The 25564-nt window shown below is 36.6% G+C and carries 28 protein-coding genes; 12 read left to right on the top strand and 16 right to left on the bottom strand.

Annotated features, from left to right (window positions below; translation table 11 throughout):
• Nucleotides 1–94: 94 nt before the first annotated feature.
• Nucleotides 95–445 carry a heavy-metal-associated domain-containing protein gene (locus SJY09_RS15245; protein WP_396636560.1) on the top strand — a complete coding sequence of 117 codons (351 nt, stop codon included), beginning with the start codon at nucleotides 95–97 and terminating at the stop codon, nucleotides 443–445.
• A complete protein-coding gene (locus SJY09_RS15240) occupies nucleotides 442–867 on the top strand; it encodes a hypothetical protein (RefSeq protein WP_396636559.1) in 426 nt (141 codons plus the stop codon). The genes SJY09_RS15245 and SJY09_RS15240 overlap by 4 nt, the downstream gene beginning before the upstream one ends.
• A gap of 34 nt (nucleotides 868–901) precedes the next feature.
• Here the strand turns inward: SJY09_RS15240 and SJY09_RS15235 are convergent, their stop codons facing one another.
• The 5 genes from SJY09_RS15235 to mutY form a co-directional block, all read right to left on the bottom strand.
• Nucleotides 902–1849 carry a threonine/serine dehydratase gene (locus tag SJY09_RS15235; RefSeq protein ID WP_396636558.1) on the bottom strand — a complete coding sequence of 316 codons (948 nt, stop codon included), beginning with the start codon at nucleotides 1847–1849 and terminating at the stop codon, nucleotides 902–904.
• A gap of 106 nt (nucleotides 1850–1955) precedes the next feature.
• Nucleotides 1956–2513 carry a gliding motility lipoprotein GldD gene (gene gldD / locus SJY09_RS15230; protein WP_396636557.1) on the bottom strand — a complete coding sequence of 186 codons (558 nt, stop codon included), beginning with the start codon at nucleotides 2511–2513 and terminating at the stop codon, nucleotides 1956–1958.
• On the bottom strand, nucleotides 2503–3789 hold the full coding sequence (locus tag SJY09_RS15225) for a gliding motility-associated protein GldE (RefSeq protein WP_396636556.1): 1287 nt from the start codon (nucleotides 3787–3789) through the stop codon (nucleotides 2503–2505). The genes gldD and SJY09_RS15225 overlap by 11 nt, the downstream gene beginning before the upstream one ends.
• A gap of 62 nt (nucleotides 3790–3851) precedes the next feature.
• Nucleotides 3852–4316: a single-stranded DNA-binding protein gene (locus SJY09_RS15220; protein WP_396636555.1), complete on the bottom strand. Its 465-nt coding sequence runs from the start codon at nucleotides 4314–4316 to the stop codon at nucleotides 3852–3854.
• Nucleotides 4317–4341: 25 nt separating this feature from the next.
• Complete coding sequence (gene mutY / locus SJY09_RS15215) at nucleotides 4342–5391, bottom strand: A/G-specific adenine glycosylase (RefSeq protein WP_396636554.1); 1050 nt, start codon at nucleotides 5389–5391, stop codon at nucleotides 4342–4344.
• Nucleotides 5392–5518: 127 nt separating this feature from the next.
• Between mutY and SJY09_RS15210 the strand changes: the two genes are divergently transcribed.
• The 3 genes from SJY09_RS15210 to SJY09_RS15200 all read left to right on the top strand — a co-directional run bounded on the left by SJY09_RS15210 (nucleotide 5519) and on the right by SJY09_RS15200 (nucleotide 8183).
• A complete protein-coding gene (locus SJY09_RS15210; protein ID WP_099572450.1) occupies nucleotides 5519–5809 on the top strand; it encodes an HU family DNA-binding protein in 291 nt (96 codons plus the stop codon).
• A 257-nt stretch (nucleotides 5810–6066) separates the two neighbouring features.
• Complete coding sequence (locus SJY09_RS15205; RefSeq protein WP_396636553.1) at nucleotides 6067–7614, top strand: Rne/Rng family ribonuclease; 1548 nt, start codon at nucleotides 6067–6069, stop codon at nucleotides 7612–7614.
• Between the two features lie 95 nt (nucleotides 7615–7709).
• Nucleotides 7710–8183: a regulatory protein RecX gene (locus SJY09_RS15200; protein WP_396636552.1), complete on the top strand. Its 474-nt coding sequence runs from the start codon at nucleotides 7710–7712 to the stop codon at nucleotides 8181–8183.
• On the opposite strand, the gene SJY09_RS15195 is transcribed toward SJY09_RS15200, so the two are convergent.
• The 6 genes from SJY09_RS15195 to bioA form a co-directional block, all read right to left on the bottom strand.
• Nucleotides 8173–9039, bottom strand: a complete 867-nt coding sequence (locus SJY09_RS15195; protein ID WP_396636551.1) for a cupin-like domain-containing protein — start codon at nucleotides 9037–9039, stop codon at nucleotides 8173–8175. The genes SJY09_RS15200 and SJY09_RS15195 overlap by 11 nt on opposite strands.
• Nucleotides 9040–9117: 78 nt before the next feature.
• Complete coding sequence (gene bioB / locus SJY09_RS15190) at nucleotides 9118–10212, bottom strand: biotin synthase BioB (protein ID WP_396636550.1); 1095 nt, start codon at nucleotides 10210–10212, stop codon at nucleotides 9118–9120.
• Between the two features lie 112 nt (nucleotides 10213–10324).
• Complete coding sequence (locus SJY09_RS15185; protein ID WP_396636549.1) at nucleotides 10325–11755, bottom strand: flotillin family protein; 1431 nt, start codon at nucleotides 11753–11755, stop codon at nucleotides 10325–10327.
• Nucleotides 11756–11759: 4 nt separating this feature from the next.
• On the bottom strand, nucleotides 11760–12338 hold the full coding sequence (locus tag SJY09_RS15180; protein WP_396636548.1) for a hypothetical protein: 579 nt from the start codon (nucleotides 12336–12338) through the stop codon (nucleotides 11760–11762).
• An 80-nt stretch (nucleotides 12339–12418) separates the two neighbouring features.
• Entirely contained in the window at nucleotides 12419–13600 is a 1182-nt protein-coding gene (locus SJY09_RS15175) for a beta-ketoacyl synthase N-terminal-like domain-containing protein (protein WP_396636547.1), read from the bottom strand.
• 8 nt (nucleotides 13601–13608) lie between these two features.
• Entirely contained in the window at nucleotides 13609–14883 is a 1275-nt protein-coding gene (gene bioA / locus SJY09_RS15170) for an adenosylmethionine--8-amino-7-oxononanoate transaminase (RefSeq protein WP_396636546.1), read from the bottom strand.
• A 135-nt stretch (nucleotides 14884–15018) separates the two neighbouring features.
• Here bioA and SJY09_RS15165 point away from each other — a divergent pair, with 135 nt between their 5' ends.
• Nucleotides 15019–16500 carry an ArnT family glycosyltransferase gene (locus SJY09_RS15165; RefSeq protein WP_396636545.1) on the top strand — a complete coding sequence of 494 codons (1482 nt, stop codon included), beginning with the start codon at nucleotides 15019–15021 and terminating at the stop codon, nucleotides 16498–16500.
• On the opposite strand, the gene bioD is transcribed toward SJY09_RS15165, so the two are convergent.
• Genes bioD through SJY09_RS15140 form a run of 5 tightly spaced genes read right to left on the bottom strand, consistent with a single transcriptional unit; the run spans nucleotide 16495 to nucleotide 19867 of the window.
• The gene (gene bioD, locus SJY09_RS15160) at nucleotides 16495–17112 is read right to left on the bottom strand and encodes a dethiobiotin synthase (RefSeq protein WP_396636544.1); all 618 of its coding nucleotides are present in this window, start codon (nucleotides 17110–17112) and stop codon (nucleotides 16495–16497) included. The two genes, SJY09_RS15165 and bioD, sit on opposite strands and share 6 nt — an antisense overlap.
• A gap of 5 nt (nucleotides 17113–17117) precedes the next feature.
• On the bottom strand, nucleotides 17118–17498 hold the full coding sequence (locus SJY09_RS15155) for a DUF2007 domain-containing protein (protein ID WP_396636543.1): 381 nt from the start codon (nucleotides 17496–17498) through the stop codon (nucleotides 17118–17120).
• Between the two features lie 4 nt (nucleotides 17499–17502).
• Nucleotides 17503–18663 (bottom strand): aminotransferase class I/II-fold pyridoxal phosphate-dependent enzyme, encoded by a 1161-nt coding sequence (locus tag SJY09_RS15150; RefSeq protein WP_396636542.1) that lies wholly within the window; start codon nucleotides 18661–18663, stop codon nucleotides 17503–17505.
• A 49-nt stretch (nucleotides 18664–18712) separates the two neighbouring features.
• Nucleotides 18713–19276: a hypothetical protein gene (locus SJY09_RS15145; RefSeq protein WP_396636541.1), complete on the bottom strand. Its 564-nt coding sequence runs from the start codon at nucleotides 19274–19276 to the stop codon at nucleotides 18713–18715.
• Nucleotides 19277–19285: 9 nt separating this feature from the next.
• Complete coding sequence (locus SJY09_RS15140) at nucleotides 19286–19867, bottom strand: DUF3575 domain-containing protein (protein ID WP_396636540.1); 582 nt, start codon at nucleotides 19865–19867, stop codon at nucleotides 19286–19288.
• A 436-nt stretch (nucleotides 19868–20303) separates the two neighbouring features.
• Here SJY09_RS15140 and SJY09_RS15135 point away from each other — a divergent pair, with 436 nt between their 5' ends.
• The 6 genes from SJY09_RS15135 to SJY09_RS15110 all read left to right on the top strand — a co-directional run bounded on the left by SJY09_RS15135 (nucleotide 20304) and on the right by SJY09_RS15110 (nucleotide 25534).
• Nucleotides 20304–21776 carry a PAS domain S-box protein gene (locus tag SJY09_RS15135; protein ID WP_396636539.1) on the top strand — a complete coding sequence of 491 codons (1473 nt, stop codon included), beginning with the start codon at nucleotides 20304–20306 and terminating at the stop codon, nucleotides 21774–21776.
• Entirely contained in the window at nucleotides 21773–22183 is a 411-nt protein-coding gene (locus tag SJY09_RS15130) for a response regulator (protein ID WP_396636538.1), read from the top strand. Before SJY09_RS15135 ends, SJY09_RS15130 begins: the two co-directional genes overlap by 4 nt.
• 98 nt (nucleotides 22184–22281) lie before the next feature.
• Nucleotides 22282–24075: a M61 family metallopeptidase gene (locus SJY09_RS15125; protein ID WP_396636537.1), complete on the top strand. Its 1794-nt coding sequence runs from the start codon at nucleotides 22282–22284 to the stop codon at nucleotides 24073–24075.
• Nucleotides 24076–24218: 143 nt separating this feature from the next.
• On the top strand, nucleotides 24219–24743 hold the full coding sequence (locus tag SJY09_RS15120) for a DUF2975 domain-containing protein (protein ID WP_396636536.1): 525 nt from the start codon (nucleotides 24219–24221) through the stop codon (nucleotides 24741–24743).
• Between the two features lies 1 nt (nucleotide 24744).
• Complete coding sequence (locus SJY09_RS15115) at nucleotides 24745–25317, top strand: DUF2975 domain-containing protein (RefSeq protein ID WP_396636535.1); 573 nt, start codon at nucleotides 24745–24747, stop codon at nucleotides 25315–25317.
• Nucleotide 25318: 1 nt separating this feature from the next.
• Nucleotides 25319–25534, top strand: coding sequence for a helix-turn-helix domain-containing protein (locus tag SJY09_RS15110; RefSeq protein WP_396636534.1), 216 nt, complete (start codon nucleotides 25319–25321; stop codon nucleotides 25532–25534).
• The last annotated feature ends 30 nt before the right edge of the window (nucleotides 25535–25564 follow it).

Below are 25564 nucleotides of genomic sequence, written 5' to 3'. Positions count from 1 at the left end.
CATTTTCAATATTTGGTATCTTTACCATACTGTCAGGGTTTAGTTTATATATCTTGACCTCGAAAAAATATCGTTCTAGAAAAATTTCCGAAGCATGAAATTATTTACAGTTGTTCTTTTTCTCTTTTTTGCATCTAACGCTATTGTAGCTCAAGAAGAAATACAAAATGATACAAACGAGCAGTACCAAATGACCAGCGTTGCTGAAGTTAATATTGATGGTATGGCTTGCCAAGAAGGGTGTGCGGATCAAATAAGCCTTAATTTACAAAATACCCCGGGTGTCATCGCTGCCGAAGTAAGTTATGATAGCAAACAGGCTATTATTCAATTTGACCCAAAAATAATAACTCCCTCAGCATTAGAAACAGTTATTACCAATACTAAGGTAAAAACGTATGTTTACACGATTAGCTCCTTTACTATTAAAGATAACATAAAATGAAAAAATACCTCATCATACTTACCTGTGTCTCACTTATTTTATCATGTAAGGAAGAAGCCAAGAAAGAAAAAGAAGAATCCACACAAATGGAGCATGTAATGGCTATCCATGACGAAGTAATGCCAAAAATGGGTAAACTAGGTCGTTTGGTAGGTAAGTTGAAACCCATGGCAGATTCTCTAGGCGCCGAATCGCCAGAAGCAAAAACGATGCGCGAATTACAAAGAGCCAATGAATCTATGATGAATTGGATGAAAGGTTTCGGGGACCGATTCGATTCCGAAGAAATTTTAGAGGGAAAAGCACTGACTTCCGAAAAACAAAAGTGGCTGAACGAAGAAGAGGTAAAAGTAAAAGCAGTTAAAGAACAAATCAACACAAGTATTGAAAAAGCGGAAATGCTTTTAAATTCTTCTAATTAAAATACTTTCTTACGTATACTTTTAACTTGCAGTATTAAAAAGGTAAATCGTTTAAATCTATATTTCCTCCAGATATAATAATCCCAACTTTTTTTCCAGTATACTCCTGAGGGTTTTCAGCGGCATCCCTTTTTAATGCAGCAACAGTGACTGCACTTGATGGCTCAATAATAATTTTCATACGTTCCCAAACCAAACGCATAGCCGCAACTATTTCTTCTTCTGTAACCCTTACTATTTTATTTACATACTTTTTAATAATGGGAAAATTCTTGTCCCCCAAGGTAGTCTTGAGTCCGTCCGCGATGGTATTTACACTATCATTCCCCTCAATTTTTCCACTTTGTAATGAACGATAAGCATCGTCCGCTTTAAATGGTTCTCCACCCAAAACTTTACAATTTATCCCAAAATAGTGCGCTGCTAGCGAAGAACCTGCTATGAGCCCGCCACCACCAACAGGGCAAAAAATAGCATTGATGTCAGGAATCTCCTTTAGGAGTTCTAAGGCTGCCGTTCCTTGACCAATGATGACATTGGTATCATTAGAAGGGTGTAAAAAAGAGGCTCCTGTATCTTTTTTTATTTTATCTGCCATAGCCTGGCGCGCCTCTAAAGTAGGAGCGCACTCATAGATAAGCCCCTCATATTCCTTAACCCCTATTTTCTTCACCTCAGGCGCATTGGACGGCATTACAATATGTGCTTTAATATTTAGATTTTTAGCCGCCAACGAAACGGCCTGGGCAAAATTTCCGGATGAGTGGGTAACTACTCCATTTTTGCGCTGTGTATCCGTTAATTGTAAAATTGCATTTGTAGCGCCCCGTATTTTATAAGCTCCGGCTTTTTGAAAATTCTCGCATTTAAAATAGACCGATGTTCCTATTTCTTTATCCACCAATCTAGACCTTAGGAGTGGAGTTTGATGTATGTAAGGGATTATTCTCTCATGGCAATCCAATACATCTTGCTTTTGCATAATTCAAAATTTTATTGGCACCACCAAAGGGTATTATCTCCCAAGGCTAGCCTCTAAATTAAATGTTCATTTCCTTCAAATGCCCGCTGGCTTGCTCCAAGGTAGTTTACTCTTTCCATCTTAAGGTCTCCATAATCCTACGGATATCGTTCTGCAAATAGGCAGCAGCAGGCAGAATGGAATCATAATTGGGTTTTGTATAAAAATAAACAGACCCCGTTAAGAAGTGCGATACACTATCCGTTACAAAAAATTGAGACTGTGATGCCGCGTTTCCCTGTACTTCAAACAGTGCGCCGTAAACACCAGCTTCAGGATTTACGTAAGGTTGCTCCACTATATTATCTGCCTTAGCAGCGTGTTCATAGCTTAAACGCCTAGCATCCATAATGAGCTTATCTATGTTATTTTCAACTTTTTTATAGCTAATAAAAATAGCACCGTTCATTTCTGGATATGCTAAAGTATACGCCTTGTTTTTGTTAGCTTCAGGTTTTGATAATTCGTTGTATTGAAACTTAAAATTTTCGGTTTCCAATGTAGCCAGCGCGCCCTGGGGATATTCGAGCCGTATTTCGGCCTTGGGTTTAGGTATAGGTTCATTTTTACAAGCGGCCACGATACAGAATACGGTTATCATAGCTATGACATATCTAAGCTTCATTTGGCAAAGTGACTTTAATTTGTTTCAACCTTTTTTTGTCCAGACTTTCTACCACAAACTTATAGTTTTCAAAGACTACCTGCTCTCCTCTTTTTGGAAAACTACCAGCTATTTCTAAAACAAAACCGGCAATAGTCTCAGATTCTCCTTTGTTTTCTTCAAATGGTTTTTCTTCCTCAAGCTTTACAACTCTATAGAAATCCTTTAACGCTGTTTTACCCTCAAAAACATAGTTGAAATCATCCAACTTGGAAAAAATTAAATCTTCGTCATCGAACTCATCGCTGATATCACCTACTATTTCTTCGATAATATCTTCAAGCGTAACAATTCCGGATGTTCCACCATACTCATCTACCACTACGGCCAAATGGTTTTTCTTTTCTTGAAATTCGGATAATAAATCATCTAACTTCTTATTCTCAGGAACAAAATAAGGCTCCCGAATAAGACTTGTCCAATTAAAAGATTTACGGTCTAAATAAGGTAATAGATCCTTTACGTAAAGCACCCCAAGAACATTATCTATATTATCCGAATAAACAGGTATTCTAGAATAGCCGTTCTTTTTGATTTCTTCCAATACTTCCAAAAATTTCATTTGGTCGTTCAACGAAAAAATATCTATCCGCGGACGCATTACTTGCTTGGTATCTGTATTTCCGAAGGAAACAATTCCTTGTAATATTTTTTGTTCTTCTTTGGTGGTATCCCCATCCGAGGTCAATTCTAACGCCTGAGATAAATGATCTACGCTTAAGTTAGACTTTTCTTTTCCGAGCTTGTCATATAAAAATATAGTACCCGCACGCATTGGAAGACTAAAAGGCGCGAATAAAAAATCTAATGTTTTAAGCGGATAAGCCATGAAATGGGAAAAGTTTATTCTATTTCTATTCGCATAAATTTTTGGTAGTATCTCTCCAAACATCAAAATTAAAAAAGTAGCCACGACAACTTCTAACAAAAACCGTAATGAAACTACTCCAAAAAGCACGTAGTTGATTTTTGAAAATAGCGTGTCGCCGATTACATTAAATAATAGTACAACTCCAATATTGATGGCATTATTGGCAATTAATATCGTGGCCAGAAGTTTTTTGGGACGCTCTAGAAGTTTAATCAGGATATTTCCTTTTGCTGTTTTTTGTTCTTGAATTTCATTTGCCTCCGTAGGAGAGAGTCCAAACAGTGCTACTTCTGCCCCAGAAATCATAGCGGAACAAAGTAATAAGACTATAAGTATCCCTATATTAAGTGCGAAGGCACCGTCCATTACTATAAAATTTAAACTATAAAGTAAAGGGTCAGGGTCCAAAGCTTACTATTTATATCTATTTAGAAAGGTAAATCGTCTTCTTGTTCCGGTTGACTTACTGCTGCAGGTGAACTCTGCTGCGTACTAGGATTAGCCTGTTGAACAGCTGGTTGTGGAGCTTGGCCTTGGTTATTGGCCATACTTTCCTTCTTCGTGGAAAGGAACGTAAATTCCTGCACATGTACTTCAGTGGTATATCTTGTATTGCCATCCTCTCCCTGCCATTGTCTATTTTTCAATCTTCCTTCCACATATACCTTATCGCCTTTGCTCAAATATTTTTCACAGATTTCAGCAGCTTTATTACGCACCACTATATTATGCCAGTCCGTATTTGTAACACGTTCTCCCGTCTGCTTGCTTGTATATGTTTCATTTGTGGCTATTGGGAATCTTCCAATACTGCCTCCACCTTCAAAATAATGCATCTTTACTTCATCTCCCAGATGCCCTATCAACATCACTTTATTCAATGTACCGCTCATAATTTTTGTCTAATAATCAAAAGTACTAAAATTTAAATGCTTTCATGAAATCAGCTATTAAAACCGGTACTGGAAATTTCTCTAATTCAGCCGTAGAAACACCTTCTTTACTACTAAAATTACCCTCTAAAATCCAAAATTTTGTGTTCAAATGTTGATGCGATAATTTATGGACTACGGTTTTCGTATTAAATAATCGAATACTTACCTTTTCATTAAAATCTATTATCCTGGTATATTCATTTTCGATTTGTTCCAAAGTAAATTCAGATTCGGATTCTAACAAAGGAAACTCCCATAGATTTTGCCAAATCCCCTTTCCCTTTCTTTGTCTTAATATGCTTTGCTTGTTACCTTTATTATCAATTAATACGGGAACCAAGTAGTTGAAATAGCGATTCCTGACCTTTGTTTTTTTCAGTTTAACGGGTAACACATTTACCTTACCTTCCTTTAAGGCTATGCAACCATCATTTAAAGGGCAATGAAGGCAATAGGGGTTTTTTGGAGCACACTGTATTGCACCAAATTCCATAATACCCTGATTATAATCCCTTACATTATTTTTATGTAGCAATTCTTGAGCTAAGGTTTTAAAATATTTTACACCTTCGGTACCATTAATAGGTTTGTCAATACCAAAATATCTTGCCAAAACCCTATAAACGTTTCCATCTACTACCGCTTGTGGTTCGTTAAAACATATGGAAGCTATTGCGCTGGCCGTATAATCACCCACTCCTTTTAGCTTAAGTAACTCTTTGTAGGTGTTTGGAAATTTGCCTCCATAATCCGCAACGATCATTTTAGATGTCGCATGAAGGTTTCTAGCCCTAGAATAATACCCTAGTCCTTGCCAAAGTTTTAGTATTTGCTCTTCAGAAGCGTTAGCCATATCTTCCACCGTAGGAAAAGCTTCAATAAATTTTAGATAATAGGGTGTTCCTTGAGCAACTCTAGTTTGCTGAAGCATAATTTCAGATAACCATATATTATAAGGATTATTGGTGCTTCTCCAGGGTAAATCGCGCTTATTTTGCTGGTACCAATTAAGAATTTTATCAGAAAATGACATTCACTTTAATACTAAGCGTTAAAAGTAGCAGTTTATATACTTAAAATTAGCTCTTTAGAAAGAAAGATTGAATTTAATTTATATATTTGCAACCCGAAAAAACATACAGAAAAACTAATATTGCAAGATGACGAAAGCGGAAATTGTATCTAAAATCTCAGATAAGCTGGGAATTGAAAAAGGAGATGTACAAGCAACGGTAGAATCCTTTATGGAAGAAGTGAAAACTTCATTGGAAGGTGGAGATAATGTTTACCTTAGAGGTTTTGGTAGTTTTATCATAAAAACCAGAGCAGAAAAGACTGGAAGGAATATTTCCAAGAATACAACCATAAAAATACCGGCGCACAACATTCCTGCCTTTAAACCGGCCAAGGTTTTTGTAGAAGGAGTAAAAAGCAACGTACAAGTAAAATAATAATCTAAAAGAAGAACTTTATGCCGAGTGGTAAAAAAAGAAAGAGACATAAGGTAGCTACACACAAGCGCAAAAAGCGCAGAAGAGCTAACCGACACAAGAAAAAGTAGTTTTTTAAACTACTTTTTCATTTTAATACGTTCCTTGACATAGAGATTCCAAAGACGAATCTCGGCAGATTCAAAAGAATCTGTTTCTAACATTGTTTAATCTATTTATCCGCTTAAGTTAAGCAGGATAAATACAAATATATTCAGGTGAATAGAGAATTAATCGTAAGATCTAGTTCCGATTCTGTTGATTTTGCTTTGCTAAAAGATGGAAAACTCACTGAACTGCATAAAGAGGAAGACAATAATAATTTTTCCGTAGGTGATGTTTTTCTTGCCAAAATTCGGAAACCGGTTACTGGGCTCAACGCAGCATTTGTTAATGTTGGGTATGAAAAAGATGCATTTTTGCATTACCATGACCTAGGACCTCAGCTTTCTTCTATGTTAAAGTTCACTAAACAAGTGAGTACCGGCAAATTAAGGGATTACTCCTTAAAAGACTTTCCATTTGATAAGGATATTGATAAACACGGTGTCATAACAGACGTTATTAAGGCCAATCAATCTCTTTTAGTGCAAATTGTTAAAGAACCCATATCCACCAAAGGACCACGAATAAGTTCAGAACTTTCTATAGCTGGACGCTATCTAGTAATGGTTCCTTTTTCTGATCGCGTTTCCGTATCTCAAAAAATCGGAAGCTCTAAAGAAAAAGATAGGTTAAAAAGACTTGTTAAGAGCATAAAACCTAAAGGATTTGGAGTTATCATAAGAACAGTTGCAGAAGGCAAAAAAGTAGCAGAACTAGATAAAGATCTAGAAAACTTGTTGGACAAATGGTCCACAATGTGTAAAAAATTATATCGCGCTCAAACACCTTCAAAAGTATTAGTAGAACTCAATAGAGCATCTTCTATATTAAGAGATGTTTTTAATGACAGTTTTACTGGAATACATGTTGATGATACTACGTTGTTTGATGAAATTAAAGATTATGTTACGGAGATTGCTCCCAACAAAGAATCTATCGTTAAACACTACAAAGCCAATGTTCCCATTTTTGAAAAATATGGAATAGAAAGACAAATAAAAACGTCTTTTGGACGCACGGCAACAATGAGCAAAGGTGCTTATTTAATTATTGAACATACCGAGGCATTGCACGTCGTAGACGTAAATAGCGGTAACCGTTCTAATAAAGCAAAGAACCAAGAAGACACCGCCTTAGAAGTAAACTTATTGGCGGCCTCCGAAATAGCAAGACAATTGCGTCTAAGAGACATGGGAGGTATCATTGTAGTTGATTTCATAGACATGGTGAAAGCGCAGCACAGAAAAAAACTTTTTGAGCATCTTAGGGATGAAATGAAAGATGATCGTGCCAAACACAAGATTTTACCGCCAAGTAAATTTGGGCTTATCCAAATAACAAGGCAACGTGTAAGACCCGAAATGAACATTAAGACCACTGAGAAAAATCCTAATAATACTGGACAGGAGGTAGAAGCTCCAATAGTCTTAATAGATAAAATAAATGTGGATCTTGAACGTCTATTAAAAGGACCTGCAAAGGATAATAGCATTACACTAAACATACATCCTTTTATTGCGGCTTACCTTACAAAAGGTTTCCCATCTATACGCTCTAAGTGGTTCTTAGAACATAAGAGATGGATTAAAATACAACCTAGAGATGCCTATACGTATCTTGAATACCGTTTTAAAAATAAAGACGGCAAAACCATATATTAGGCCTTTATGGCCCATTACATGATAAAGCGACTTCCGACAGGGGGTCGCTTTTTTTGTTTATTAAAAGCCGTGAAAGGTTTTCTTATTTTTGGCCTATGTTACATCACAAAGCATACTCTCTTGTGGAGGCAACCAAAAAGTTGGAAAGCTACTGCGCATACCAAGACCGTTGCCATAAAGAAGTTACCACTAAGTTAAAACAGATGGGGATGATTCCCATGGCCATTGACCAAATCGTTACACAACTTATCCAAGAAAATTATTTGAACGAAGAACGCTTTGCTAAGAGTTTCGCCAGAGGTAAATTCAACATAAAGAAATGGGGCAAAAAGCGCATCGTGACCGAACTTAAACTTCGTGATATTTCTAAATACAATATAAACACTGCCTTAAAAGAAATTGATGAATTACACTATTTAGAGACCTTAGATACTTTGGCGAAAAAGAGACTTCGCCAACTTAGCGAAACTAATAAACTTAAAAAAAGGAAAAAACTTGCGGACTATTTACTTTACCGAGGTTGGGAAAGTCATTTAGTCTATGAAAAAATGAAGGAGCTTATTCCTTAATTCCAATATTGGCATTGGTCCTAACAATAGCCTTTTTGTTCTTTTCCTCAATCCATTGTTGTCCTCTTAATTTTCGCATCAATACATCAAAATGACGCATAATGAAAATATTATAAGCGGCATGTGCGAAATTTTTAGGATTTCTAGCCAACGCTCGCAAACTCATGGAAAAACCCGGTGTTTTGTATTTCATATAATGCCAAAACCCTTCTGGCATATACAATACCTCGCCGTGCTTCAACGTAGTTTTATAGCCATTTGCATTCTCCAAAGCAGGCCACTTTTTAAAATCTGGATTAGAAAAATCGATACTTTCATGAGTGATTATAGCATGCGGTACTTTATAGAGGTATTTGTTCTCTGATTGCGGAAATAGAATACACTCCTTTTGCCCTTCAAAATGAAAATGGAAAATATTGGCTAAATCGATATCATAATGCATAAAAGTATGCGAATCCTTTCCGCCAAAAAATAACATCGGAACGCCCTTCAACAAACGAATTCCAAAATCGGGGTAACTAAAATCCTTTTGTAAAGCTGGTACTTCCTTTAAAATATTCCAAAGAAAAATTCTATACTTGGTAGGTTCGCGCTTCAAAAGATCTACATACTCGGACATTAACATCTCTGCATGGGGTTCATTGAAGCCATCTTCATGATGTACAGGACGGTCATCATACAAGGGAACAATTTTATTCCCTGCTACCTTCTTCATATACTCTAGTGACCACTTTGAATGCGCTGCCCAATTACAATCAAACTCCTCGATCACCAAGGGCCTTTGTGGCTTTAAATAGTTCTTTACAAAGTCTTCCTTTGATATAGATTTTACCCTATTTATTTCAACTAACTTCAATGGTCTTTTGGGTTTTTAGGAACCTCAAATTTAGGCAACCTCTTGAAAATATTATCTTAAAAGTGCAATAATATAAGGTTAGTCCGTTAATTTGGCTTTTAGTTTTGCCTCCTCGTTCCGCTCAATTTTATGGCCAGGTCTTGTCCATTTTGGTTTCTCACCTAACGGTTTAAACTCAGAATCCGATGCTTCCACTGTTTTCGGTTGGGTAACTTTAGTAAACGGTTTCTGAGGATTTAAACCTAAAAGTTTAAACATTTCCATATCCTCGTTTACATCCGGGTTTGGCGTGGTTAACAACTTATCTCCTGCAAAGATAGAATTTGCACCTGCAAAGAAACACATGGCCTGTCCTTCTCTACTCATCTGAGTTCTACCTGCGGATAATCTTACCTGCGTTTCGGGTAGAACAATACGTGTTGTTGCTACCATCCGGATCATATCCCAAATAGCAACTGGTTCTATGTCTTCCATTGGAGTCCCTTCGACAGGTACTAAAGCGTTTATTGGTGTAGACTCTGGTTGCGGACTTAAAGAGGAAAGTGCTACCAACATTCCGGCACGATCTTCCAATTTTTCGCCCATACCTATGATACCACCACTACAAACCGTAACATTAGTTTTCCGAACATTATCTATGGTGTCTAAACGGTCTTCGAAAGCTCTGGTGGAAATGACGTCCTTATAATAATCCTCTGATGTGTCCAGATTATGATTATAGGCGTACAGTCCTGCTTCCGCCAAACGTTTTGCCTGATTTTCTGTTATCATTCCTAAGGTACAGCAGACCTCCATATCCAATTTGTTTATGGTGCGCACCATTTCCAACACCTGGTCAAACTCCGGACCATCCTTTACATTGCGCCAAGCTGCTCCCATACAAACACGGGAACTACCTGAAGCCTTAGCCCTTAAGGCCTGTGCTTTTACATGTGGCACCGTCATTAATTCATTACCCTCTATATCCGTGTGGTAACGAGCAGCTTGTGGGCAGTAACCACAATCCTCAGGGCAACCACCTGTTTTTATAGAAAGTAGTGTGGAAACCTGAACCGTATTAGGGTCATGGTTTTTTCTGTGAATGGTTGCTGCATCATAAAACAGCTCCATTAAAGGTTTATTATAAATATCAAGAACTTCTTCCTTGGTCCAATTATTTCTTACTTCACTCATAAATCAAAAATATGAAATTCAAAGTTAGTTTGTCTTAGCATAAATCAAGAATAATATGAAAAAGAAAGGCCAAAGTTTACACTTTGGCCTTTTTGCTATAACTGATTAAAATCTATTCTTCTTTTTTCTTGGAAACGTTAGTCTTTTTAGTATTCTGCGATTCCTTTTCGTTAGGAACTTCTTTACCTTTTAAATATTCTGGTAATTGCATCCCTGCCATATTGAACATTTCTTGTAACGGAGGTACTGACTTATACATTCCTGAAATAAAATTGGCCGTGGAGTTTTTACCATCTTCGCCCTTTGCACCAGAATCCCAAACCGTAACTTTATCAATCTTAATATTTTTAATAGCTTCGGCTTGCGTTTTAACCAATTCGGGTAACTTATCGGCAACCAATAACAATACCGCATCCTTGGGGTCATTCCCAGCAGCTTTTACGATTTCATCTAAACCTTGTGCCTGTTTGGTCAAAATTTCGAACAATCCTTTGGCTTCCGCTTGTGCCTTAAAAAGAATGGCATCAGCCTCCCCTTTTGCTTTTCTTCGTATCATTTCGGCCTCTGCTTCAGCATCAATCTCCACCTTCTTTTTGTCAATTTCAGCAGGGACAACTATATCGGCCATTTGCGAACTTCGCACCCTTTCCGCTCTTGCCAATTCTGCATCACGCTCGGCGGCATAAGATTCTTCCAATGCTTTTGCTGATTGTACTTTTTCAGAAGCTATTGCGGTACGTTCCGCCTCTGCTTCGCGCTGTCTTCTTAAAGAATCTGAATTCGCAACATTTATCTTGGCAACATTCTCTCCCTCTACAGCTTTTGCGTTAGCAGCCGCTACCTGTGTTCTTTCATCTTGTACAGCATTAGCCTCACCAATAGAACCATCCCTGTTTTTCTCTGCTACTGACTTACGAGCAGCATTAATGGCATGAGCAGCAGCCTCTTTACCTAAAGCCTCTATATAGCCAGATTCATCAACTATATCCGTAATATTTACGTTAATCAACTTTAGACCAACCTTTTTTAGCTCTGATTCTACACTCTGTGATATATTGGTTAAGAATTTATCCCTATCAGAGTTAATTTCTTCAATATCCATAGAAGCTACAACCAAACGCAACTGACCAAATATTATTTCCTTGGCCAAATCTTGAACTTCTTGCATACCCAAGCCTAGAAGTCGCTCGGCAGCATTCTGCATAATTCCAGGTTCTGTTGACACCCCAATGGTAAATCTTGAAGGTACATTAACACGGATATTCTGCTTACTAAGCGCATTAGCCAAATCTACCTCAATTGAAATGGGTGTCAAATCCAAATATTCATAGTCCTGAATAACAGGCCATATAAACGCTGCACCACCGTGAATACATTTGGCAGAATTTCCAGAACCTACCTTACCATAGACCACTAAAATACGATCTGACGGACACCTTTTGTATCTCCGAATAAAGGAAATGATGATAATGAAAAAGAATAAAATTGCAAAGCCAATGGCCAGTAAGGAGGCTCCTCCGCCTAGTTGTAATGGTAATATCATATGGTTATTTATTTAAGAGTTCTACAATTAATATTCCGTTAGCCGTGATTTCTTTTACACGCACCACGTTGCTTTGTTTAAGATCATGTGACTCATCTGTTAAGGCCTCTAACTCCCTTAAAGTTCCTTGTACATTAATACTCACTTTGCCTATTTTAGACCTGTTAGCTCCAATGGTTAAATAAACCTCCCCTATTTGATTTAAGGCATTTTTTAGTTTTAGGGTTCCACTACTTTGCAATTTAGCGAGGTAATAAAATAATGCTGCCATCGCTGTCATCATTAGAAGACCGCATACTACAGAAATAAAAACTGTGAGAAATTTTGAAAGTCCGCCATCCAAACACGCGATGCCCGACCAGCCAAAAATGGTCAAAAACCCCATTAAATTCTTGAAGGATAAAAATTGAAATCCAATTCCACCATCGCCATCTATTTCAGCATCAACATCACCGCCCATATCATCGGCATCACCTCCAACAAGGGTTAAAATGATAAGCACCACAAATATTACAGATGAAATAAGCGCAACACTCCAATATATTTTTTCAAAAAGCGTTAAGGCGGTGAACCATTGTTCCATAGAGATAACTTTAATCGGTTATAGGACTTTTCAAAAAGCCCATTGAAAGATACTATTTTTTGAGATTTGTAGGAGTTTTATTATCCTAATTTAGAAAGTAGTATGCTAACCGCATTACCTCCAAAACCTACCGCATTTACCAGTACGTTCTGAATAGTTTTTGGGGTGCTTTCGTAGCTTACATACGGAACTTTTATGGCTTTTTGCTTCTGCAACATTAGTATGGCCATTTCTAAGCTCAACATCCCGGAGGCCCCAAAAGTGTGACCTACTTTCCATTTATTAGTAGTTAGGAAGGGCTTTTTGTTACAAAAAACTTTTTCTATTGCTCTAATTTCACTCAAATCGCCCTTAATAGTGCCAGGCGCATGCATTACTATAACATCTACCTCATCTGGGGAAATATCCCCTAAGGCCATTCTCATGGATCTCTGAAAACAGACAGCATCGGTAGAAATAGAAACATTATGCACCAAAGGTTCCGTAGCATAGCCTACACCTTTGATAATAGCTACTGTATTTTTTGAAACACCTTTTTCCAAGCAAGCCATAGATGCGGCTTCTCCCAAAACCATGGTGTTCTTTTTTTTGGTTAAATCTAAAGCTTTACAGGGATATGGATTTTCCTGTCCGCTTAAACTCAGGGCAGCGGGAGTATAAATTTTTAATGCTCTTAATTGAGATACGGTGAACGGGGTTAAGGGTGCTTCACTACCGCCCACCAAAAACTTATCTGCCATACCTGCTTGAATCCATGCAACCCCATTTAATAGGGAATGTAAGGCAGTGGAACAGGTAATGGAATGGGAAATATCTGGGCCTTGAGTTTGCAAATCATGCCCCACCCACGACGAAATATTTCCTAATGTAGTTGTAGGAGAAGCTAATGTAGCCGTTCTACCATTTTTTAGGTATTCTGCATGGAATTTTTCAAAAAGCGAGGTTGCTCCACGAGATGAGCCAATGTTTATTCCAAAATTATCACCACCTGACCATCCTGCAGTTTTAATCGCTTTTCTAGAGGCGTAAATGGCATAAAGTACACTATCATCCAGATTTTTGTATTTGGTATCTGAATTTTTTAACTGCTTAATTTTCTCCCATACATTGTCAGGCAATGAAGCTACCCAAGTGTCTCGATTATTGTAGTTCCGCTGAACAAAACAATGCGTGTTTTGCTGATACTGTTCAAAAGCACCTTCTAATAATTCTCCCAACGGGGAAATAGAAGCTACTGCTGTTATGGATATTTCTTCTTTCAAAATAGCTTTTAAAAGGTTTCCAATAGCTCTGTGATTACATCGTATATTTCATGTAATTGATTATTGGTGATTACATAAGGGGGCAATACATAAATCGTATTTCCTAATGGGCGTAAGATGACACCCCGATCCATTAAAAACCGATATAATTCATCTCTTAAATTACCGTAACGCTCCATTTCTATTTTCAAATCAATAGCCATAATTATACCCATACAGCGTGCATTGCCTACTTTTAAATGGCCCTTAATCTCGTTGACAAAATGTTCGTGCGCATTTTTTATATAGGTGCGACGTTCCAATATTTCAGGAGATTCCAACAGGTCCAATCCCGCCAAGGCAGCAGCACAACCTAATGGATGGGCACTAAATGTATGGGCGTGAAAGAATCCTTTGTGTACTTCATCACTTAAAAAAGCATCAAATACGGCTTTACAACAACTAGTAATACTAAGTGGAAATATACCTGCCGTCAACGCTTTGCTTAAGCATATGATATCTGGTTTGTTCTCCAAATACTCGGAGGCGAAATTTTTACCTGTTTTACCGAAACCAGTCATAATTTCATCAGCTATGCAAAGTATATTATGCTCTTGACATTTCTTAATAAGCGCATCTAAACCCTTCACTGAATGAAATTTCATGCCGGCAGCTCCTTGCACTAAAGGTTCAAAAATAAAGGCAGCACATTTATGGTTTTGTAAAATACTTTCTAACTGTACCAGCACCTCCTCAATAGTATCCTCTTTTGGGGTTGGAATACGTTTTACATTTAACAGAAAATCATTGAAGGGTCCATTATATGAAGAAATCCCAGAGGCGCTCATAGCTCCAAAGGTATCTCCATGAAACCCATCTTCAAAAGCAATTAATGTATCTCTCTTTTCGCCTTTATTATGATAGTACTGCAAGGCCATTTTAATCCCTGCTTCAACAGCAGTGGAGCCATTATCATTGAAAAATATTTTTTCTTGATTATCCGGTAATAATTTTACCAATCGTTCCGATAATTGCACCGCAGGTTCATGTGTAAATCCGCTGAATATAACAAAATCCAATTGTTTCATTTGCGCGGATATGGCATTGGTAATGTATTCATTACAATGCCCGTACATTGCCGTGTACCAAGAGGCAATACCATCTATATACTCGTTGCCCTCTTCATCCCAGAATACGGCCCCCGCAGCCTTTGCTATACCTAAAGGAGCTGCCGCCGTTTTATGTTGGGTCAGGGGATGCCACAAGTGTTTTTTGTCTCTTTCGGATAGATTTTGCGCTTTCATAGAATCTAAAAATCCTCAATTTATCTATCTTGCAAAGATGGGAAATAATTGAACGAAATGGCTCTTATTTTTCCCTAACCTAAGATTCATACCATAAATCTTGACCCCTCTAAAGACGAGGTATAAAAGTGAAAGATGAAAAAAAACCACATTACATCTATTTTCTCTTCCTATCAAAAATTGAATGATACATGGGTTTTCCTGAGTTTGTTTGTATTAAGCTTTCTTATTCGATTTCCATTTTTTTTTAGGGATTACATTGATCGTGATGAAAGTACCTTCATACTCCTAGGCCAGTCATGGGCAGATGGTCAACTTCCCTACATGCAACTTTGGGACTTAAAACCACCACTCACGTTTGCTTTTTTTGCCGCTATCATCGCCGTTTTTGGCAAGAGCTTTTTAGCTATTCGTTTTTTTGGTGCGCTTTTAGTAGTAATGACCGCCTTTTTCTCCTTTAAGATTAGCTCAAGAATAAGTCCTAAAAAAGTAGCATTTTGGGCATCTATTTTCTGCGTATTCCTACTAAGTTTATTCGGAAGTCTGCAAGGGGTTATGTCAGAACATATTTGTATGGCCTTTTTTGTACCAGGACTGTATCTGTTTATTTCAAAGAAAAAACCGATGTGGTTTTTCGTTGCCGGTCTATTAATGGGTATCACCGTTATGGTAAAACTAAATATGGCCTACCCCATTTTATTACTTGGATTTTTTCTGCTCTACAAATTTCTAAGGACTAAACACACCACATGGATTTGGAATACTCTATTATACGGTATCGGTATTTTATGCATAATAGCACTTACTATTATACCATATTATAATTTAGGTGAAGGTATGGTTTGGTGGAAATCAGTGATTTTAGCCCCATTGGAATACACGGGAGCAAGACGATTTTCGGTTTTTAAATTAGCTCCAACGTTTTTATTGGTCGGTGGTTTTTTATTCTTCTCTTGGAAAAAAAACTGGCTAGATTTCAAGAATACCACTCATACTGTTCTTTTAGTTGCCATTATTGGGGTTTTAGTATCCTTTTTAAAAGGAGGAAGAATTAACGGGCATTATCTAATTCAACTTTACCCCATGTTACTTGTTCTTTTAGCGGTTACTGTGCACACCCTAAGCACTAACTACAAACCAAAACTTCCAAAGGCACTATTATTCTTGCTTTTTTTGATACCTGTTGAAAGCTACCTTGAATATGCCAACATCGTACAAAGTAAATTTAAGAACGGTACCTTTTTTAATGGGGAAGGCTTTACTGTTCCCGACTATATTCACAATAACCAATTGGAGAAAGAGCATATTCTTTTTCTAGGATACCATATAGGGTATTGGAATTTAGAATCACTACCTCCTACCAAAGCCGCAACACACCCGAGTAACATTTGCAGGGACGAGTTATTTCCTTTTTTTGATAATGAAAGAGGAACAGCAATAGACGAGCTACGTTACATTATGGAAGAACTGCGTCCACAGACTATCGTCGTTAGACAAGGTCGTCGTGTTTTTGACAAAAAGGAAGAACAACTAAATAAATATATAGATGCCTATTTGCTGAAACACTATCGCGTTCATGCCGTAGTTGAAAAAGCAGAAATACTACAACGCTTATAGGGTTTCCAAAATATGCTTGAACTTATCGGCATATTTTTTTATTACACCTTTATCGAAGGACGGCTCTTCATCAATTCTACCAATTAAAGAAACACCCGTCTTCTGAAGAATGATATTCTCCGTATGTGGATTGGCATCTCCACTAAATAGAAGCGAAACATCATATCCCTTTTGTTTCAACCAATTTATGGTGAGCAATGAGTGGTTTATACTTCCCAGATAATGCCTTGATACCACGACCACCTTATAACTGGGCATAATAATATCGAACATCGTATCTTCTTCGTTCAAAGGAACAAGTAGGCCTCCAGCACCTTCTATGACCAAATGATTGGTGGTTTCCGGCTCTGTAATATGAAACCTGTCTATTCGTATACCTTCTATGTCTGCCGCAGCATGGGGGCTCATAGGTGTTTTAAGCTCATAACTACTTGGATGAATTACCGTCTTGTTATTGCTGATATAGCTAGCGACTTTATGACTATCGGTATTATCCAAATCTCCTGCCTGTACAGGTTTCCAATAATCTGCCGCTAAGGCTTCCGTAATTATGGATGAGGCTATGGTCTTACCGACCTCTGTTGATATTCCTGTAACAAATATTTTCTGCATTAAAGCTAGGGGTTAGTGATGATACCACAATTTAAGCACTTATATTTTCTTTTTTCGAAAAAAGGGAAAAGTTTATAAAAAACACCTTTCCTGTTATAATATACCTCGGACTTAGTTGCTTTACAATTAGGACAAACAACAGGATTGTCATTACCATCCAAGGCATAGGCCCGTACCTCATTATAAATAGCAAGAGCACGTTCCTTGTCTTTTGAATACACCTGTAGTTTAACACCGCCGATTGCATTACTTATCAATGGGTCCGAGTTGAGCGTATTTTCATCCCTGAGAAATACCGGAATTCCTTCTGATTCTAGTTTTCCCTTTACAATCTGAACATCAGCGGCATATTCAAAAGAGGCCAGTTGATAAAATTTTTCTTCCATACACTTAAAGATAACGGGATAATAATTCTAAAACCAATCCTATCTCCTCTTTGGCATTGTAACTATGCACGCAGAAGCGCAAACGCTCCTGCCCCTCGGGTACAGTTGGTGGTAAAATAGCCTTAACGTCAAAGCCCTTATCCTTGAGCTTCTCGGATACAATTATCACCTTATTATTACTTGGTACAACACAGGATTGGATAGCCGCATCACTATGAACAAAATATTTTTCCAGTTTCAATTTTTTTACTTTTTCTTTGAAGTACTTTAATTTATCCGCTAACTCTTGTCGTTCTACTTGTCCTTCTTCTTCTAAATAAGTATATGCCGAAATAATTGTTGCTACTCCATGTGGTGGCAAACCCGTAGAGTAGATAAGGCTACGAGAAAAATTTATCAAATACTGCTTTAAATCCGCACTTCCAAGAATTGCCGCTCCATGGGCTCCCATAGCTTTTCCGAAAGTAACGATACGCGCAAAAATATTTTTCTGAAGCTTTAAGTCCTGCACATAGCCTTCACCTTTTTTCCCTAGCACTCCAATGGCATGTGCCTCATCTACTATAAGCCGATAACCCTTTGCAATACAAAATTTAGTAAAAGCTTTTAAATCTGGAATATCCCCATCCATTGAAAAGACCGATTCTGTAACCACATAGATCACCGTATCCTTTTCGATGTCTAAAACGCTATGCGTTGTCTCAATTTTAGCTTGAAGGGCAGACAAATCGTTATGTGAAAATTTATAGCTCTTTGCATGACTCATTCCAATACCATCTCTAATACTGGCATGGATATGTTCATCATAAAAAATAATATCCCCCCGTTGAGGAACAGCACTGAAAAAACCAACATTGGCATCATACCCTGAATTGAACACCAATGCGGCTTCCGTATCATGAAACTTTTCTAGTTTCTGTTCTAAAACGGTATATAGCTCATGGTTACCACTTAATAAGCGAGAACCTGTAGCTCCGTTTTCAGCTATATTATGATTTAATAAAGATTGAAAAGTCTTTGAAAAAATAGTTTCGTTCCTAGCAAAACCTAAGTAATCATTAGAGGTGAAATCTACTTCGCTAGCCGTATTTCCTAAGCTGCGCAGTGAATTATCCTTAACTCTATTTTTAAGTTTCTGATGAAGTTTATCGGGTATTGTTGACATGACCCCAAATGTAGGGTGTTTCCGTTTTAAAATTTAACTGAAGTACTAATTATTCTGAAACTATAAATTCAAAATCCTCTTCGGTCTTATCGGAGAACTGGTGAATTATTCCAATACTTATTTTATCAAAATTCCATTTACTTTCCAACTCCAGGAATTGGGTGTTTAACCGATACTCTCCTTCTTCCGCAAGTATTAATCCTATACGCGATTCGTAAGTATCCCTTGAATCATTCAATTTTGCATTGACCCAATACAAACCATCAACAGAACCTTTCTCAGCAAAAATAAATTGTTCAGCAATTTCAGTGAAGACAAAATTATCACTGAGTGCCGAGTATTTAAGAAGTTCTAATGGATATGAGAATTCTTCTGAATCCGTACTTTCATAAACATCCAATAAATTAGAAAAGCCTTCTTCCTCTAAATAACGGCTAAAGTTCAGTTCTAAGAAAATTGTATCGCCAACAACATAGTTTTTGTCATTTTCGAAATTGAATGCATCCGTTAATTGCAGCTCTACATACCTACTACCACCTTCGTCATCATAAGAATAACAACTCTGTAATAGCAATCCAATACCAGCAAGCAAAATACAAGCCTTTGTCTTCATAAATAGTGATTAAAATCTATATCCTACTTTAATACCTGTACGAACTAAAGCAGCATTTAAAAAAAAGAATTCTACATCAAAATTGGTTCTAATTCCAAACTGGGCTTCCAAAACCAACTTTTTTTCGAGTAGCAAAAAACGATAGCCATAGCCAATTCCCAAACCACCTACTGTGAAATCGCGCACACCCCTTTCGTAGACCCCAAAACCTTGTTCATTGGTGTTACGAATAAATGCACCACGTTCTTCCATTCTGCTCAGCGAGCCAAAAACCTCCAGGAAATGACTTTTGTTCTGTGCGCCTTGAAAGTATATTCTAACGAAGGGCATTACTTCATAAGATGTAGTCAAATCATAGCCATTGGAATAAGAAGTAGACAAATCTTGACCATCCTCTCCATAAATTGCAGCGGCTATACCTAGGGCCCATTTATTAGCAATGGTGCGTTCATAACTCAAATCAACACTCTCTAAGAGCGGTAAAATTAAGTTAGTGGCTATTTGATTTTTTTTCAGCGTCGCATCTTCTTGGGCGTAACAAGAAGAAAAAACCATTACAAAACATAAGAAAAAAAGGAAGTTTTTACTCATAACGAAAGGGAACTTGAAGGGGAGATGCAATTTACCCTAAAGGGTTGCTTTATACAAATACTAAAATCTTAAAAAAATTAACATATCATAATCACAATTTCCTTACTTTGAATTATTTAGCACAAATTTACACCTTAATGTTACTTATCTACATCGATATCGTAACTATTAAAAACATACAACTTTGGCTTATAAATTATTAAATCCATAATTTTTATCTATCAATTTTAATAATAATTATCATTAAAATCTATTTATTCTGATTTACAGCCAGTTACCCTCAAAAAATCGAATACTAAAGTTTCATTAAAATTTATTTTACCACTCTAAACCGAAAGGCTTAATTGTAGTTTTGCCCTCTTTTTTAAAGCATTTTTCTATTATAAGGTTTTTAGGATGTTGCTATTATAAAGGTAAAGGTATTAAGACTAGAGTTGTGAAAAAGAACCGTTTAAATGATATAGAGAGATTTAAAACATTGGTGTCCTATGAACTACTGGATACCCTGCCAGAGTGTATATATGATGATATTACAGCTCTTGTAGCATCTATATGTAATACCCCTATTAGCTTCATAAATCTTTTCGATGCAGAACGACAATATTTTAAATCTACACATGGGATATCTGTTAAAGAAACTGCTTTGGAAGTATCATTTTGTAAATATCTATTGGAAGAAAACAAAGATGAGTTAATTATTGAGGATACAAGAATAGATAGAAGATTCTCAGAAAACCCATTCGTGATTTCAAATGAAAATATAATTTTCTATGCGGGGGTTGCATTGAAATCTCCCAATGGTGATTTACTAGGATCTTTATGTGTGCTAGACACTGAACCAAAAACACTTTCTAAAGAGCAATACAAAAATCTAAAAATCCTGGGACGCCAGGTGATGCAGTTATTCGAGTTACGAAAGGCAAAAAAAGACATTTATCAGCAAAAAAATAGGATGACTAAAATAATGGATGCGTCCTTGGATATTATCTGCACCATAAGTGCTACAGGCCATTTTTTAAATATAAACAAAGCATGTGAAGGAATTTTAGGATATACCTCAGAAGAATTAGTTGGAAGGTCATTTATGGATGTTGTTTGTAAGGATGACATGAAAAAAACCACAAAAATTGTGAAGTCATTGTTACCTGGCACCAAGGTTCAAAGTTTTGAAAATAGACTTATCCATAAGAATTCTTCTTTGATTCCCATGTTATGGTCCATTAATTGGGACAAAAATGATGGTCTTCTCCATTGTATCGCAAAAGATATAACAAAAGTGAAAAAAGCAGAGAACAAACTATTTCGAAGTGAAAAAAGATTTAAAACCTTAGTCCAAGAGGGGAGCGATCTCATAGCCGTTTTAGACACTAATGCAATTTACAGCTATATAAGTCCGAGCTCTACTAAAGTATTACAAATACCGCCTCATGAATTTTTGGGAACTAGTGTATTTGATTACATACATACCGAAGATAAAAAATCTGTTCGTGAGCAATTTCTTGAAGTAAAACAAAAATCGCAAGTCCAAATGACTCCATTTAGACTTCGCAATAAAAAAGGTGAATGGAGGTGGATAGAATCCATAGCTATCAATCAAATAAATGAACCCACTTTAAACGGTATTGTTCTAAACTCAAGGGACATTACGGAGCGGATACTATGCTTGAAAGCGATTAAAGAACAAAATGCAAAGCTAAAAGAAATTGCTTGGAACCAATCTCATGTAGTTCGCCCTCCGGTTGCAAGACTAAAGGGGCTTATTTCTCTGTTGAAAGAAGAACAACTCAATTCCATGGAAAGAGAAAAAGTACTAAATCACATATTTCATTCAGGCGAGGAGATAGATAAAGTAATACAAGAAACTGTTGAGCATACCTACTCACTCATTAATTTAGAAGATATCAAATGAATTACAAGTTATTTTTAGTAGAGGATGATGAAGTATTTACTTTTTTACTCGAGAAGGAAATAAAAAAAACAGGTCTGCTTGGAACTATAGATACTTTCATTAACGGTCTAGCGGCATTGGAACGCCTAAAAAAAGAATATAGTTCTGAAAAAGACTATGTAATATTTCTGGACCTTAATATGCCCGTTATGAACGGTTGGGAATTTTTAAAAGAAATATCCACCTTCGCTAATCCAGACAATTGTATTGTTTTTATTCTTACCACTTCAAACTATTATGTGGAGCTAAATGAGCTAAATGAAAATCCGTTTGTTCTTTCCACAATATCCAAACCTATCACTACAACCATTATGAAAGGAGTAAAGGAAAAGATAGAATTAAAACTCAAAGGGAAATTTGCCGAATAATCAAGTTTACTTTTAGACTAAAGGTTTTGTGAAATCTTCACTAAATTCAAAAAATCTCATCTTATCATAAATGGTTACTTATCTTAGTGAAAAATATTATGCGCTCCTTATTATTCCTAATTGTTATCTGCTTTTCAACACTTCATGTTCTAGGCCAAACAAACACCTATAAAATATCATTTGAAAATGCCGTACATCATGAAGCAGAAGTAACCGTGCACTTCCCTAACATTATAACAGAGACCTTGGAGGTTCGCATGAGCAGAACTAGCCCAGGACGTTACGCTCTTCACGAATTTGCTAAAAACATTTACAATTTTAAGGCAACAGATAGCGAAGGCAAAAACCTAAAAATTACAAGACCGGACCCGTACCAATGGTTAATAAGCGGGCATAACGGAGAAGTTCATATTTCCTACACGCTTTTCGCGAACCGCGGAGATGGTACCTATTCGCAAATAGATGAGACCCATGCACATTTGAATATTCCTGCTACGTTTATGTACGCTCCGTCTTTAAGTGAAAGAAAAATAGAAGTTACCTATAACCCCAGAGAAGATTTAAACTGGAAAATTGCCACACAACTACCTCTTTTGGAAAATACTACCTACACAGCCCCCAACCTGCAATACTTCATGGATAGCCCAACTGAAATTAGCAATTTTGGATTACGTGAATTTAAAGTAGACAACCAAACCATACAGCTAGCACTTCATCATAATGGAACTAATGAAGAGTTGAACACCTATTTTGAGAAGGTGAAAAAAGTAGTTTTAGCGGAAAAAGAGGTTTATGGGGAACTGCCCCAATTCGATTATGGAAAATATGTGTTCTTGGCTTGTTATATCCCTAATGCATCTGGCGATGGTATGGAACACAGAAATTCTACTATCTTGACAAGCACAAGAAGTTTGGCAAACGGAGGCCTGGAACGAAATATAGGAACAGTATCGCACGAATTTTTCCATGCTTGGAACGTGGAACGTATAAGACCAAAATCTTTAGAGCCTTTTGATTTTGAAAACGCCAATATGAGCGGGTCCTTATGGTTTGCCGAAGGTTTTACGAGTTACTATACAAATCTTATCCTCTGCAGAGCAGGACTGATAACACCAGAAAAATATGTAGAAGGACTTACGGGTACGTTCAACTACGTGTGGAATTCACCGGCAAGGGAGTTCTTTAATCCTATTGAAATGAGTTTTCAGGCGCCTTTTGTGGATGCCGCTACTTCGGTTGACCCAGTAAATAGAGAAAATACTTTTATCTCTTACTATTCTTACGGCAGTGTGCTTGGCTTGGCACTAGATTTAGCCTTAAGAGAAAATAATTTGAATCTGGACAATTATATGAAATTGGTTTGGAAAACCTATGGTAAGACTCCAACACCATATACCATCCGTAACCTACATGATAGTCTTAATGCCTATGCCGGAAAAGACTTTGGGGATAACTTTTTTAATAACTATATCTACGCAAGCGGAATGCCAAATTATAAAATGCTTTTTGAAGCTAACGGAATTCGTTTGACTCAAAATAACACTAAACCCTATTTCGGAGCTGCCGCCGCCATAAACAAAGACTTAAACGGCGTTATAAAAAGCAACCCTAAAATAGGTAGCCCGGCATACAAAGCTAGTTTGGATAAAGGTGATGTTATCCTAAGTATCAATGAACAACCGTTTCCAAATGGAGAATCCTTTGATAAATACATTGCCAAATTAAATGTCGGAGATGTATTGAATGTCGAATTCGAACGTTTTGGAATTAAGAAAAATAGACAGGTTACATTACAGCCTGATCCTACTTATGTAATTACCTTAATGGAAAAAGAAGGTCTTGAACCAAACAAGGAAACACTACAAAAAAGAGCGGCATGGTTAAAGAATTAATCATTTTTTCCCAATACTAATCCTAAAACAAAGTACTGTTTTTCTTTCTCTAGGATGTAAATGACGAGTACCCTCAAAATTTGATATTATTGTTTTTCAATAATTTTTATATATTTGTTATTGTTAAACAATAATAAAATATCATGAAAAACCTATCAAGCTCGTTTAAAATACTTGTTAACTTTTTAATTTTTGCTGTATGTGGCACCCTTTTAGTTAAAGTAGTAACCCTATCTAAACTTATACACTTGAAGTTTTACTCCTTAGAATCATCTGATACAGTAAATACTTACTGGTCATTATTTCTTACCATGCTAACAGTAGCGCTATTATCTTATATGTTTTGGCTATTGCTTAAATTTCGAAAAACGATATACTCGATAAAAGCAGAGTCCTTTTTTTCCAAACAGAACAGTACCATTTTCAAAACTGTCGGAAAAGGCCTTATATACTACTCTATTGGAATTTTTATCATACGGGTTTTTGAAAATTCTTTTGAAAAAGTCTCCGTAGTTGGAGAGTCAGTGGCCTACAATATGGGGAAAAACTTTGGAGCGGCCATTGCGGATAGAATTCCTTTGTTACTTATCGCATTCTTTATTTTAATAATTGCAAAATTAATCGAAGATGGTTATCAACTGAAGAAAGAAAACGATTTAACTATATAAAATGACTAGAAACAAAATATTAAATCTTGCAGTATACGGATGTAGAGCAGCACAAGCGCTCTGCATTAGTCTTATTATTTTATTGATATGTGTTTTCGTTCACTTTCAATATGAAAAAGATTTTTATAAAAAGATTGACATACAGCTCAAAAATTCAAGTTTTCAATATAGTAAATTGGATACTTGGGGTTCTTCAAGTAAAATTTTAAATATAGATAAGAACTACATCATTGACACTATTTCTATACCATCACTATACCTTTTGTTCATGCAATATTCGGCGTTACTTATCCTTTTATTTCTGGCGCTCAAGGAGTTTAAAAAAGTAGTTCTATCAGTAGAAAATTACAGTACATTTCAAATGAAAAATATTAATTCCTTCAAGCGTATTGGTAACTTCTTATTTTTATACCTTTTAATAGGAAGTGTTCAATGGATTACCTTTCAAGAAGGCTCACTTATAAATTTCAGCCTCTCAATTGTTCCTTTATCTCTAGCTATTTTTGCTTTTCTTCTTGCGGAGATATTTAAAGAAGGGAATTCCTTAAAAAAAGAAAACGACCTAACCATATAATATGGGCATTATCATAAACTTAGACAAGGTATTGGCAGAACGTAACATGAAAAGTAAGGAGCTCGCCAAAGCTATTGGTATTACAGAAGCCAACTTATCTATACTAAAATCCGGTAAGGCAAAAGCGGTACGTTTTTCTACTTTAGAGGCTATTTGTAAAGAATTGGATTGCCAGCCAGGAGATATACTAGCTTACAAAAACAATACCGCTGGCTAAAAGCAAACCAAATTTTAAACGCTATAAAAA

The organism is Maribacter sp. R77961 (assembly GCF_044594925.1).
Taxonomy (GTDB): Bacteria; Bacteroidota; Bacteroidia; order Flavobacteriales; family Flavobacteriaceae; genus Maribacter.
Note: the sequence above shows the minus strand (reverse complement) of the source record. Positions and strands in the feature narration are given on the sequence as shown.